General features: G+C 44.8%; 12 protein-coding genes. 3 read left to right on the plus strand and 9 right to left on the minus strand.

The annotated features are described in order from the left end of the window. The first annotated feature begins 83 nt into the window (after positions 1-83). The 3 genes from acuA to acuC are packed head-to-tail and all read left to right on the plus strand — an operon-like array spanning position 84 to position 2,547. Complete coding sequence (acuA, locus tag BSU_29690; RefSeq protein NP_390847.1) at positions 84-716, plus strand: protein acetyltransferase (acetylates AcsA); 633 nt, start codon at positions 84-86, stop codon at positions 714-716. Between the two features lie 26 nt (positions 717-742). Beyond that, positions 743-1,387 carry a component of the acetyl-coenzyme A synthetase regulation pathway gene (gene acuB / locus BSU_29700; protein NP_390848.1) on the plus strand — a complete coding sequence of 215 codons (645 nt, stop codon included), beginning with the start codon at positions 743-745 and terminating at the stop codon, positions 1,385-1,387. Continuing rightward, positions 1,384-2,547 (plus strand): protein deacetylase (regulates AcsA activity), encoded by a 1,164-nt coding sequence (acuC, locus tag BSU_29710; protein NP_390849.1) that lies wholly within the window; start codon positions 1,384-1,386, stop codon positions 2,545-2,547. The genes acuB and acuC overlap by 4 nt, the downstream gene beginning before the upstream one ends. Positions 2,548-2,557: 10 nt before the next feature. On the opposite strand, the gene motS is transcribed toward acuC, so the two are convergent. The 9 genes from motS to sftA form a co-directional block, all read right to left on the minus strand. After that, positions 2,558-3,286: a sodium channel stator-force generator peptidoglycan binding subunit of flagellar rotation gene (motS, locus tag BSU_29720; RefSeq protein NP_390850.1), complete on the minus strand. Its 729-nt coding sequence runs from the start codon at positions 3,284-3,286 to the stop codon at positions 2,558-2,560. Further along, on the minus strand, positions 3,276-4,094 hold the full coding sequence (motP, locus tag BSU_29730; RefSeq protein NP_390851.1) for a sodium channel stator-force generator subunit of flagellar rotation: 819 nt from the start codon (positions 4,092-4,094) through the stop codon (positions 3,276-3,278). The genes motS and motP overlap by 11 nt, the downstream gene beginning before the upstream one ends. 62 nt (positions 4,095-4,156) lie before the next feature. Next, entirely contained in the window at positions 4,157-5,161 is a 1,005-nt protein-coding gene (gene ccpA / locus BSU_29740; RefSeq protein ID NP_390852.1) for a transcriptional regulator of catabolite repression (Lacl family), read from the minus strand. A gap of 275 nt (positions 5,162-5,436) precedes the next feature. After that, the gene (aroX, locus tag BSU_29750) at positions 5,437-6,513 is read right to left on the minus strand and encodes a bifunctional chorismate mutase type II-isozyme 3 (regulatory domain); 3-deoxy-D-arabino-heptulosonate 7-phosphate synthase (protein NP_390853.1); all 1,077 of its coding nucleotides are present in this window, start codon (positions 6,511-6,513) and stop codon (positions 5,437-5,439) included. A gap of 235 nt (positions 6,514-6,748) precedes the next feature. After that, positions 6,749-7,075 (minus strand): bacilliredoxin involved in debacillithiolation, encoded by a 327-nt coding sequence (gene brxJ / locus BSU_29760; RefSeq protein ID NP_390854.1) that lies wholly within the window; start codon positions 7,073-7,075, stop codon positions 6,749-6,751. A gap of 23 nt (positions 7,076-7,098) precedes the next feature. Beyond that, positions 7,099-7,554 (minus strand): hypothetical protein, encoded by a 456-nt coding sequence (ytxH, locus tag BSU_29770; protein NP_390855.2) that lies wholly within the window; start codon positions 7,552-7,554, stop codon positions 7,099-7,101. 30 nt (positions 7,555-7,584) lie between these two features. Next, positions 7,585-8,007 (minus strand): general stress protein, encoded by a 423-nt coding sequence (ytxG, locus tag BSU_29780; protein NP_390856.2) that lies wholly within the window; start codon positions 8,005-8,007, stop codon positions 7,585-7,587. Positions 8,008-8,168: 161 nt separating this feature from the next. Then, the gene (gene murC, locus BSU_29790; RefSeq protein ID NP_390857.1) at positions 8,169-9,467 is read right to left on the minus strand and encodes a UDP-N-acetyl muramate-alanine ligase; all 1,299 of its coding nucleotides are present in this window, start codon (positions 9,465-9,467) and stop codon (positions 8,169-8,171) included. Between the two features lie 249 nt (positions 9,468-9,716). Continuing rightward, positions 9,717-12,575 carry a DNA translocase gene (gene sftA, locus BSU_29805; protein ID NP_390859.2) on the minus strand — a complete coding sequence of 953 codons (2,859 nt, stop codon included), beginning with the start codon at positions 12,573-12,575 and terminating at the stop codon, positions 9,717-9,719. Positions 12,576-12,652: the final 77 nt, after the last annotated feature.

Raw genomic sequence — 12,652 nt, forward strand, 5'->3', positions numbered from 1 at the left:
AAACCATGTTGAAAACGCTTTATAATTTGGTATTCTTAAAGAAGGCATGTATTTTTGATAAGAATTGATGGGACGGTGAATTAGTGGAACATCATAAAACATACCATTCAGCAAACATCAAAACAGCAACCGGCTCTTTACTGATAGAAGGGCCTGTCTCTCCAGAGGATTTGGCAGGTTATGAGTTTCATAAAGATTTAACCGCATTTCGCCCGCCTCGCGAGCAGCATGAAGCGCTAGTCGACATTGCAGGCCTTCCCGAAGGGCGCATTATTATTGCCAGAGACGGCCGAACCATTGTCGGCTATGTCACGTATTTATATCCTGACCCGCTCGAAAGATGGTCTGAAGGAAATATGGAGGATTTGATTGAGCTCGGAGCCATCGAAGTAGCGCCGGACTATCGGGGATGCGCTGTCGGAAAGACGCTCCTGACCGTCAGCATGATGGATGAACAAATGGAAAACTACATTGTGATGACGACAGAATATTACTGGCATTGGGATTTAAAAGGGATGAAAAAAGATGTGTGGGAATACAGAAAGATCATGGAAAAGATGATGAATGCAGGCGGATTGGTCTGGTTTGCAACGGATGAGCCGGAGATCAGCTCCCACCCTGCAAACTGTCTGATGGCCCGCATTGGAAAAAACGTCAGCCAAGAATCAATTGAGCAATTTGACAGGCTCCGTTTTTATCATCGTTATATGTATTAACTGACACTGACAAAGGGGAAAAAATAATGATTGTTGAGCAAATCATGAAAAGAGATGTCATTACATTAACGAAGACGGATACGCTTGAAACAGCAATATGCAAACTGAAGGAATTCCATATCAGGCATCTGCCTGTTGTAGATGAAGAACGACACGTGATCGGCATGATTACAGACAGGGACATGAAACAGGCCAGCCCGAGTATTTTTGAAGAAAACAAACGAAGCCTATTTCTCACACGAAGCGTAGATTCAATTATGAAAAAGGATGTTGTCTGCGCCCACCCGTTAGATTTTGTCGAAGAAATATCAGCCGTGTTCTACGAGCATGGCATCGGCTGCCTACCAGTGGTACACCATCAAAAATTAATAGGCATTTTAACAAAAACCGATTTGCTGCGGACGTTTGTCAAATTGACAGGCGCTGACCAGCCGGGCTCGCAAATTGAGATAAAAGTAAACGACATCACCAAAAGCCTCGCTGAGATCAGCAGTCTTTGCCAAGACCTTCAAGTGAAAATATTAAGCGTGCTTGTTTATCCGCATGACGATCCCGGTGTAAAAGTGCTTGTCTTCCGTGTAAAAACGATGAATCCGCTGCCGTTTTTGCAGGCATTACAAAGAAATGGACACCACGTCGTATGGCCGTCAGAGCAAAGGGATCTGCTATGAGAGACAGTGTATTTATCTATTCTCCATCCTACCAAACCTATATGTTTCATCAGGAGCATCCCTTTAATCAGCAGCGGGTTCTGTTAACATATGATTTGCTTAAGACGATCAATGCCTTTGATGATGGAGACATTGTCACCCCCAGACTCGCTTCAGAAGAGGAGCTTTCCCTTGTCCACACGGACGATTACATTCAGGCCGTAAAGCTTGCGGGCGCCGGAAAGCTCCCCGCTGAAGAAGGAGAAAGCTACGGGCTCGGCACTGAAGACACACCCGTCTTTGCCGGCATGCACGAAGCGGCATCACTCTTGGTCGGCGGCACTTTAACGGCCGCAGACTGGGTCATGTCAGGACAAGCCCTGCATGCGGCAAACCTTGGCGGAGGGCTTCATCACGGCTTTCGCGGGAGAGCATCAGGATTCTGCATATACAACGACAGCGCTGTGGCTATTCAATATATCCAGAAAAAATATAGCGCCAGAGTGCTTTATATTGATACGGACGCCCACCACGGGGACGGTGTGCAATTTACATTTTACGATAATCCTGACGTATGCACGCTGTCCATTCATGAAACAGGAAGGTATTTATTCCCTGGAACCGGTCAGATCCAAGAAAAAGGAAGCGGAAAAGGATATGGCTATTCCTTTAATATTCCGCTTGACGCTTTTACAGAGGATGATTCTTTTCTTGAGGCTTACCGGACAGCAGCTTCAGAAGTCGCCGCGTATTTCGAGCCCGATGTCATTATCAGCCAAAACGGCGCCGATGCCCATTACTACGACCCGCTGACGCATTTATCAGCAACAATCAATATATACGAAGAAATCCCCCGTCTTGCACACACTTTGGCTCATCAATATTGCGGAGGGAAATGGATTGCAGTCGGAGGCGGCGGATATGATATTTGGCGTGTCGTGCCCCGCGCCTGGGCCAGAATATGGCTTGAAATGAAGGGAATTGACCCGGGTCACGAGATCCCGCCGGAATGGATTGTTAAATGGCAAAAACAATGCCCCGTGGCCCTTCCGTCGAGCTGGAGCGATCCGGCTGATTTATATCCTCCGATTCCCCGCAAGCCTGAAATTACAGAAAAAAATGCCCAAACTGTCAGCAAAGCATTATATGCGATACGTTCTGAACAGCAAAGAACAAAGTAAAAAACGACCTTTACGAAGAGGTCGTTTTTGATTTTTTAATCACTATTTCCACACGCCGATTTTCCTTCATGTGTTCATTTGTCTTGTTATCCTTTACTGGCTTTGTATCCGCATAACCGACAGCAATAAAGCGCTTGGAGGGAAGCTTCTCTTTAGACGTGAAGTATTGAATCACTCCACTTGCCCGTGCTGCTGATAGCTCCCAGTTCGACGGGTATCGGTATGTCGAAATGTTTCGGCTGTCTGTATGTCCCTCAACCTGAATGTCATTTGGAATTGTTTGAAGAAGAACGGCAATTTGGTGAAGAAGTGTTTCGGCATTTTTCAGCACCTTTGCCTCACCTGTATCAAACAGCACAGCCTCCTGAAGAACGAGCACGACACCGCGTTCATCCCGTTTGGCTGTCATTTGGGCCTTCAAATGATTGTCTTTTATATATGTATTTACTTTCTTGAGAAGCTGATCCTGCTGATCCTCTTGCTTCTTCGTATCAGATGGGGATGTATTCTTTTTTTCTATGGATGTTTGGTCCGGCTGAAGCCCGTTGCCTTCCTTCTGGATCGAGTCCACTGCCGCTTTGAATTTTTGCAGATCGATTTGGGACATCGAAAAGAGTAAAATAAAGAACACAAGGATCAAGGTGATCAGATCTGTAAAGGTTACCATCCAGCTGGATGAAGATTGACTGTTTTTTCCGCTTCCATTCCTTCTTTCAAAACGTTCTCTTCTAAGCTTCATGTACAGATCCCTTTTTTGTTTTTACTTGTTTTGGCTGCTTCTGCCATTCTTCCCGTGAGCTGAAAACGACCAGCTGGCTTTCAAGGTTGCGCGGGTTTTTTCCGGATTGAACACCGATAATCCCTTCCACCATTACCTGCTTGATGAAAATTTCACTTTCTGTTTTCTCTTCAAGCTTAGCCGCGATCGGGTTGAAGACCATATTTGCCAGTAATGAACCATATAAAGTCGTCAGAAGCGCAATGGCCATGTTTGGTCCGAGCATATGCGGGTCGTTTAAGTTTTTGAGCATCAGCACAAGCCCGACGAGTGTTCCGATCATTCCCCATGCCGGAGCGAATTCTCCCGCTTTTTCAAAAACTCGCCGCCCTTTTCGGTGCCGTTCCTCCATTGCTGCGATTTCTGAATCCATGACGAGCCGAATCGTTTCTTCATCCCAGCCGTCAATCGCTAAAAGCAGCCCTTTTTTCAAGAATGGATCTTTGATTTCCCGAGCCTGATCATCCAATGATAAAAGCCCGTGTTTTCGCGCGTGATCGGAAAGGGAAACAAAGGTTTTCACAAGATCTTTCACATTGTCTTCCTGGCGGATGAATGCCTGCTTTAACACAGAGGGCGCTTTTTTCAGCTCACTTGGCGGAAAACTGATAAAAACAGCGGCGCAAAGTCCCCCTGTTACGATGAAGAAAGAGGTCAGATCAAGAAAAGAGCGGAAACCGCTTACTCCCGATCCTGAAATAATCCCGATAACAATAATAATCGTTCCTAACACAAATCCAACAGGTGTAAGATAATCAAAACGTTTCATCATTTCTCCCCATGAAAAAAGCAAGAATTCACCATAAAGGTGAAGCTTGCTCTTTGTTTTTCTTATGACTTGGTTGACTTTCTAAGCTCTATACGGTGCGGCAGTTCGACGATATGCTCTTCAACCGGCTCTTTATTCATGAGCTTCGTCAGCAGTCTCATCGCAACGGCGCCGATATCATATGTCGGCTGAACAACTGTTGAAAGCTGAGGACGAACCATGAGGCTTAATCTTGTATTATCAAAACCGATAATGTCGAGATCCTCCGGAATGGATAAGCCCTGATCCTGAGCGGCATGGATAATGCCGAGTGCCATTTCATCAGTTGCAGAAAGAATGGCTGTCGGTTTTTTATCCAGGCTCATCAGATGCTGCAGTGCTTCGAGTCCGGAATCATATGTGTAATCCCCTTCAGCTACAAATTGTTCATTAAACGGAAGGTTCGCTTCTTCAAGCGCACGTTTGTAGCCTTGGAGTTTTTTCGAACGGTTGATCGGTTCTGCCATTGGTCCGGAAACGAACGCGATGTCTGTATGTCCTTTATCAACCAAAAGCTTCACGGCATCATAAATCGCCTGTTCGTAATCGATAGCGACTGACGGTGTTTCCTCCTGCTCTTCTACAGAAGCGGCAAGTACAATCGGCACTGGAGAACGCTTAAATTCCGCCACATGCTCGTCCGTAATGTTTCCGCCCATAAACACGATGCCGTCCACTTGTTTGCCGAGCATTGTGTTTAACAAGTGCAGCTCTTTCTCCATGTTTTGGTCAGAGTTGCTCAAAATAATATTGTATTTATACATTGTCGCGATATCTTCAATTCCGCGCGCAAGCTCTGAATAGAAAATGCTTGAGATATCGGGAATGATGACACCTACAGTTGTTGTTTTTTTACTTGCCAGCCCTCTTGCCACCGCGTTTGGACGGTAACCGAGACGTTCAATGGCTTCCAAGACTTTTTTCCTCGTTGTCGGTTTTACATTCGGGTTGCCGTTCACGACACGGGAAACGGTTGCCATGCTTACATTAGCTTCTCTCGCTACATCGTAGATCGTAATATTGCTCATCCTAAAACCACTCCTTTTACTGGATACACTTATCCTTATCTATAGCATAAACACTTTATGTAGAGAAATGTCATAATGTCCGAATTTATGTCGTTTATGATTTGTAAGCGTAAGTCAGTAGTGTACATTATTTTTCATTATTCATCAAATTTAATTACTTCTCATGAAATTATACACGTTTTTATAGATGATGAAAACGTATACTTGGTTTTTATAACTAAATAAACGAGAAAGCATAAAAAAAGGCCGCAGGCGCGGCCTTTTGGATTGTTCAATTAAGCGTTGACTTTCACCATTGGCTTCAGTTCATTCAGCCATTTTTCGAATTCAGGAATCGCCATTTGCTGAGCAGAGTCAGAAAGTGCGACTGACGGATCAGGGTGAACCTCAGCCATTACGCCATCAGCACCGATCGCTAAAGCGGCTTTAGCTGTCGGAAGCAAGAGGTCACGGCGGCCTGTTGAATGCGTAACATCAACAAAGACTGGCAAATGCGTTTCTTGTTTCAAAATCGGCACAGCTGAAATATCCAGCGTGTTTCTCGTTGCTGTTTCATATGTTCTGATTCCGCGCTCACAAAGGATAATTTGGTCATTTCCTTGTGACATGATGTATTCAGCAGCATTGATGAATTCAGAGATCGTTGCAGCAAGACCGCGCTTCAGAAGCACTGGCTTTTTCACGGCGCCGGCCGCTTTCAGCAATTCGAAGTTTTGCATGTTGCGCGCTCCGATTTGAATGACATCAATGTAGTCCAGCGCTTCTTCGATATGAGCCGGAGTTACGATTTCACTGATAACCGCCAGATCAAATTCATCCGCTACACGTTTTAAAATTTGAAGGCCTTCAACACCAAGCCCTTGGAAATCGTATGGGCTCGTACGAGGCTTAAAGGCTCCACCGCGCAAAATTTTAATCCCTTGTTTTTTCGCAGCTGCAGCGACTTCAGCTACCTGCTCATAGCTCTCTACCGCACATGGGCCGACAATGAATCTTTGCTGGCCGTCTCCGATTTTTTCGCCTTTGATATCAACAATTGTATCTTCAGGTTTTTTCTTGCGGGAGACAAGCAGCGCTTTGCTGTGATCTTCTTCCTGAAGCTCTAAACCGGCTTTGAATATCTCTTTAAAAATGTGCTGGATGGTTGAATTTTCGAACGGCCCGTCATTGTTTTCAATGATATTGTTTAACATTGTGCGTTCTCTGACAGGGTCAAATCGGTTGACACCCTGTGCTTCCTTCGCTTTACCGATCTCTTTTACAACATTGCCGCGTTCGTTGATTAATTTTAAAATTTGTAGGTTTAATTCGTCTGCTTTCTGCCTTAAAAGCTCTAACTCTGTGTTGCTCATTTTTTTCATCCTTTCCCTGCACATTCATTTTTTATTTTGTAGTTATCATGCATCTTACTATAAGTAATTCCAAATGGAAATACTGAAATACAAAAAATTTTATAAAAACTCTACTTTATTACCCAAACGCTTTTAAGTGATAAAGTAATCTATGAAGCTATCCTACATGATGTGAGGGCAATGTTCAAGGGTTTTTTACAAAAAAAAGCGCCAGATGATATCTGGACGCTTTTTTCTATGACAAATGCTGCTCAATAGCGGCTTCTGTAATTTGTGAATGTGAGGTATGCCATTTCACTTCACCGTTCTGGATGATGAATATCTGAGGGCTTTCATGCTTGACCCCATATGTTTCTGCAATGAAATTGGACAGCGGCCGGGCTTCTTGTACTTGAAGATAGTAAGCCGGCACATCCTCATGCTGATTTGCAAAGGCATCAAACTCATGAAATGCTGCCTGGCTGATCGGGCATGTGGTGCTGTGTTTCAAGAAGACGAAAACGCCTTCCTGTTCTGCAATCCGTTTAAATTCTTCCTCAGATTGAATAAGCTGTTTAGCCATGACTCAAGCTCTTCCTTCCCTGCTCAGCGATTCAACTGCTCAGCCTGTTTTTGTGCATCTTTCAGTTCGTCTTTTACATCTTCTTTCGTCTGGAGGACTTGATCTTTTGTTTCATCAGCTGCCTGCATCGCTTCTTCCCTCATATCTTGCATTGCAGTCGATGAATCCGTTTTGTCAGATTTGGAACGGTCTCTCAAATCCTTTACCTTGTTCATGATCTGTCCAGACTGATCCGCTACAAGCTGTGTGATGTTGGAAGTTTTGTCTTTTGCGATGCTGACATATTGCGTGCCTTTTTCCTTCGCATCTGCCGTCATTTTATCAGTTTTGTCCCGTAAGGCAACAGCCTGGCTGCCGAGATCGTCGCGAAGTTCTTTGCCTGATTTAGGCGCTAGAAAAAGAGCTGTAGTGGCACCGATGATTCCCCCGATTAAAGTTCCGATTAAAAAATCTTTACTATTAATTCCATCTTTGCTCATCATTATTCCTCCTCTTAGTATTTTTTTCTCTTACAGGGCTGATTTTTTCTTTTGCTTCCATTTCTCCCAAATTTCCATTGCTGCTTGACTCCAAGTGACAACTTGATTGATCTTATCTTGATTCTCTCTAACTGATGCCGATACAGACCCTGCCGCTTGTTTCATGGATGTATTGAACTGCTGTACAGAAGCTCCCACTCCTTGAACAGCATGAACGACCGTGTTCAGCTTTTCTGATTTTTCCTGAATATCTTCAGCCAGGCGGTTGGTCTTATGTAAAAGCTCGGCTGTTTCAGTTGTGATGCCCTTCATTTGTCCCTCCAGCCCTTCAAGAGTGGATGCGACGTTTTTTAGTGTCAGCTGCAGTGACTTCAATGTTTTAGACAAGTAGATCACTAATACGAGAAATGCAACTGCGATGAGTGCAACGCTCAAATAAAGAATAATAATCATCTCAAACCTCCTTGCTGCAGGATATACTGCTGTTTACCCGTTTTCTTCAATCATAAACATGTGTACTGGGCTGTATACATACTATTCTCCGTTATGTAAGAAAATCCTTTAATAAGCTTTCCCATCAGATAAATAAAAAGCAGTGAGATCACTGCTTTTTATTATGCCATGACGTTTTCGTAGGCTCTCATATATTTTTGGATATCTCCTGCTCCCATGAAGATGAGAACGGCTTTATCATGAGCTTTTAAAACAGATGTGTCATCTTCTTCAATCAGCTTGGCATTATGAATTTTTCCCTGGAGATCACCGATCGTCAGCTTTCCGGCATTCTCACGGGCTGAGCCGAAAATATCGCATAAATACACACAGTCGGCGCCGCTCAGGCTTTCTGCAAATTCGTCAAGGAACTGCTGCGTCCGGGTAAATGTATGAGGCTGGAATACCGCGACAATTTCCCGATCAGGATACTTCTGTCTTGCCGCCTCGATTGTCACTTTTATTTCTGTCGGATGATGGGCATAGTCATCAATCAGCACTTGATCCCCAAGCTGCTTCTCATTGAATCTGCGTTTGACGCCCCCAAAGGATTTGAGAGCATGCTTAATGATGCTGGAATCAATTTCTTCATAATGGCATAACGCAATGACCGCCAATGAGTTTAATACATTGTGGTGGCCGTACGCAGGAATATAAAACGTATCATAGAACGTATTGCGGACAAAGACATCAAAAGTTGTCCCTTCCGTGCTTTTTACGATGTTTCTGGCTTGAAAATCATTTTCTTCCCCCGTGCCATAATACACAACCGGGACGTTCGCATGGATTTTCGGCAGATGCTCATCGTCTCCGCAGGCAATAATGCCTTTGTTGACTTGAAGAGCCATCTCTTGGAAAGCGTCAAATACATCGTCAATGCTTGAGAAGTAATCAGGGTGATCAAAATCAATATTCGTCATAATCGCATAATCTGGCTGATAGCTTAAGAAATGGCGGCGGTATTCGCACGCTTCAAACACAAAGTATTCGCTGTTTTCATTTCCCTGGCCTGTTCCGTCTCCGATTAAGAAAGACGTCGGTTTTGCGTTTTGGATCACGTGAGCCAGCAGACCCGTAGTCGACGTTTTGCCGTGTGCGCCCGTAACGGCAACACTCGTGAATTTTTTCATGTAGTCGCCTAAAAACTTATGATAACGTATCACCGGAATTCCCTCAGACATCGCTTTTTCTATTTCAGGATGCGTGTCTGGGAATGCGTTTCCGGCGATGACTGTCATGCCGGGTTTAATATTTTCCGCGCTAAAAGGAAGAATCGTAATATTTCTTTTTTCAAGCGCTGTTTGCGTAAAAATAAATTTTTCGATATCCGATCCTTGGACAGTATATCCATTATCATGAAGTATTTGGGCAAGCGGACTCATACCGGTCCCTTTTATTCCAACAAAATGATAAACAGTCATAATTGTACCTCCAACAAACGTCTATCTGTTCCCCAGTATATGACGCTCATTTCAATTTGCGACCGCGGCGGCTGAAAAGCCTCCCTTAGCGGCGTATTTTATATGTTTTGTTATGTTTAGTATCAGGTTATTTCTTTCCGATTAAACCCAGATATCAAGATTTGTCTATGCACAGCTGCTGTAAAGCGGCATAGCTGTTAAATGCTCTAAACACTATCATACCATGTTTGGTGTGAAAATGAACCCATATTATTCGTTTATTAAATCACTTGCTGTGATCAGCACCTCTCGAGGCTTGCTTCCTTTTGCCTCAGAGATCATGCCTTCCGCTTCCATCATGTCGATCAGCCTTGCCGCACGATTGTAACCGATTCTGAATCTTCTTTGCAGGCTTGAAGTGCTCGCACTGTTTTGCTCTACAACAAACTCACACGCTTCGTAAAACAGTTCGTCCTCTTCTTTCAGGGCAGATCCTTGTCTTACGAGCTCTTCTTGTTCAAATAAATAGGTCGGCGGCATTTGGCTTCTGACGTGGGAAACGACGCGGTCGATTTCCCGGTCTGACACAAAGTTACCTTGCAGACGAACCGGTTTTCCCGAGCCGTTTTCCAAAAAGAGCATATCCCCTTTTCCGAGAAGCTTTTCTGCACCGGCTATATCAATAATTGTTCGGGAATCAACCTGGCTTGAGACAGAAAAGGCGATTCTCGTTGGGATATTCGCCTTAATCAGACCTGTAATGACATCGACTGACGGACGCTGAGTTGCGACGAGAAGATGGATACCGCACGCTCTGGCTTTTTGGGCGATCCGCGCAATGCTTTCTTCCACATCGTTTGGAGCCACCATCATCAAATCTGCAAGCTCATCAATAATGACAACTAAATACGGCAGCTTTTCACCCATTTGGTGTTCAGCGGTTAATTGATTAAAGCGGTCAATGTCGCGGACACCTGAATGGGCAAAAAGCTCATAGCGGCGCTCCATTTCCTCAACGACCCATTTCAAAGCAGCCGTAGCCGCTTTAGCATCAGTAATGACCGGGCTGACGAGGTGAGGAATTTTATTGTAAGGGGCCAGCTCTACCATTTTCGGATCAATCAGCAGCACCTTTACCTCACTCGGGTCAGCTTTATAAAGCAGGCTTACTAATATTGTATTGATGCATACGCTTTTTCCGGAGCCTGTAGCGCCGGCAATCAAGCCATGCGGCATTTTCTTCAAGTCGATAACAACAGGATTTCCCGAAATATCTAATCCCAGCGCAGCTGTGAGCGGTGACTTGCTTGTCCTGAAAGCTGAGCTGCGAATCATTTGGCGCAAATCAACCACCTTGCTCGTGCGGTTCGGCACTTCAATTCCGATCGTGTTTTTCCCCGGAATCGGCGCTTCAATCCGAATATCTTTAGCTGAGAGACTGAGTTTAATATCATCGGACAAGTTGGTGATTTTATTCACCTTTACACCCGGTTCAGGATGCACTTCAAATCTCGTGACAGACGGACCCTGGGTTACATGGACCACATTGGCGCGGACATTGAAATTTTTCAAGGTCAAATCAAGAAGCTGACGCTGTTCTTCGATCCACGCAGTATCATCTTGAACCTGCGCTGGCGGGACATCAAGCAGTGCAACATTCGGAAATACATAGCTGCCGCGGCGCTCCTCTGCTTTTTGCTGTTTATGCGTATCTCTTTTCAGCATCATCACATTAAAAGGAACGGATGGCCCTTTTTGAGAAGATGCGCTTTGTTCAGTCCTTTTCTCCTGTACACCAGGCCTTTTTTTCGGCTCTTCTGAAGCTTCGCGAGGTTTGTCTGCGCGAATTTCCTGCCGGTTTTCAAGAGTTGCAGTAGACGATTTGGAACCCTGCTCCATGTGTTCAGTTTTCTCAAGCTCTGTATGGCTGTCTGGCTGAACATCTATCTTCGTTTCCTGAGCCTCTCCCAGGGTGTCATAATGATTATTTATTATGCTTTCTGATGGCTCTTCTGATTCTTTTGCCACAGTTTCTGCTTGAGCCAGAGCCTCTGATGAATACTCATGATCAGTAAATAAAGGCTCTTCCTGACGAATGTCCATTTGTTCTTCTTGAACGAACGGGGACTCAGCACCTTCTGCCGCGTTTTCATGATGATTGTATACTGGGCTGTCTGACGGCTCTTTTGCTTTTTCATCCTCAGATACTGCCTCTGTCTGAGATTCAGGAGCTGTTTGCTCTTCATCAAGTTCAGCGGAGAAAACAGGCTCTTCAAATTTCTCTGGCTGCTGCTCCCTTTGTTCTTCCTCAGCCGTTGCAGGCTCTTCGCGGCCTACTTCACTGTCTGAAAGCCCTTCAGCCGCCGTATCTGTGAGCATCTCAGGCGGTGTTTGCTCTTCGGCTTGTTCAGCTGGGAAGAAAGGCTCCTCTTTTTCCGGCTGTTGAACGCCTGACTCAAATGGCACTTTGTTACCTGACGGCTCGGCTGGCCGTTTCGCCAGCGCCTCATCATGCTCCGTATCCTTTCTGTTTAAAACGCCAGAAGGCTGTTTTTCAAATTGGGTATCCGGGAAGAAAGGACTTTCTATTTTGGAATGCGCCTGTGTGTCTGAAGCAGGATAGCCGCGTTCACGTTCGATCTCTTCTGACAGCAGTGTTACCTTCTCTTTTACCGATTTATCCGGTTCGTTCAATGTTTCAGAAGGCTTTTTCGGCACATCCTTTTTAACAGATGGTTTTTGATTGAATCCATAGACAGGCGAAGGGATATTTGTCGGTTTAAACGGTTTCTTCGCCGGCTCTGCTGCTTGATATGTATGCTGCTCTTCTTCATTTCTGGGACGCTCTCTGTAAGGTGCAGCACTTGGACGAGGCGCGGATTTCGGTTCGTCCGATGGTGTGCGGCGCCTTCTCAGGTCATGATTTTTGTATCCGTCAGGCACGACTGGAAAACGGAATTTGCCTTTTGGATATTCATAATATATTTTAGGATCTTCCAATCTTTTTAATTGTCCTTCAGGATGATGTACTTCTTGTTGCTGCGGAATTTGAGCGGGTTTTGTCTCCCGTTCAGCATCCTCTTCGCTTTCGCCTAAAAACAAATCAAAAAATTTATGAAGCCAACTCATAATTTATCTCTAACTCCCTTATAGTTTTCTGGGACGGTTTTTAGTATACCACTGCTGGTCGGCCCAGAAAAGATTAA

It is taken from the genome of Bacillus subtilis subsp. subtilis str. 168, assembly GCF_000009045.1.
In the GTDB taxonomy this organism is placed as follows: domain Bacteria; phylum Bacillota; class Bacilli; order Bacillales; family Bacillaceae; genus Bacillus; species Bacillus subtilis.

What these genes read in the sequence shown, in the direction of transcription:
- acuB (NP_390848.1), top strand. Translation starts at nt 743, where the DNA reads ATGATTGTTGAGCAAATCATGAAAAGAGATGTCATTACATTAACGAAG.
- acuC (NP_390849.1), top strand. Translation starts at nt 1,384, where the DNA reads ATGAGAGACAGTGTATTTATCTATTCTCCATCCTACCAAACCTATATG.
- motS (NP_390850.1), bottom strand. Translation starts at nt 3,286, where the DNA reads ATGAAGCTTAGAAGAGAACGTTTTGAAAGAAGGAATGGAAGCGGAAAA.
- motP (NP_390851.1), bottom strand. Translation starts at nt 4,094, where the DNA reads ATGAAACGTTTTGATTATCTTACACCTGTTGGATTTGTGTTAGGAACG.
- ccpA (NP_390852.1), bottom strand. Translation starts at nt 5,161, where the DNA reads ATGAGCAATATTACGATCTACGATGTAGCGAGAGAAGCTAATGTAAGC.
- aroX (NP_390853.1), bottom strand. Translation starts at nt 6,513, where the DNA reads ATGAGCAACACAGAGTTAGAGCTTTTAAGGCAGAAAGCAGACGAATTA.
- brxJ (NP_390854.1), bottom strand. Translation starts at nt 7,075, where the DNA reads ATGGCTAAACAGCTTATTCAATCTGAGGAAGAATTTAAACGGATTGCA.
- ytxH (NP_390855.2), bottom strand. Translation starts at nt 7,554, where the DNA reads ATGAGCAAAGATGGAATTAATAGTAAAGATTTTTTAATCGGAACTTTA.
- ytxG (NP_390856.2), bottom strand. Translation starts at nt 8,007, where the DNA reads ATGATTATTATTCTTTATTTGAGCGTTGCACTCATCGCAGTTGCATTT.
- murC (NP_390857.1), bottom strand. Translation starts at nt 9,467, where the DNA reads ATGACTGTTTATCATTTTGTTGGAATAAAAGGGACCGGTATGAGTCCG.
- sftA (NP_390859.2), bottom strand. Translation starts at nt 12,575, where the DNA reads ATGAGTTGGCTTCATAAATTTTTTGATTTGTTTTTAGGCGAAAGCGAA.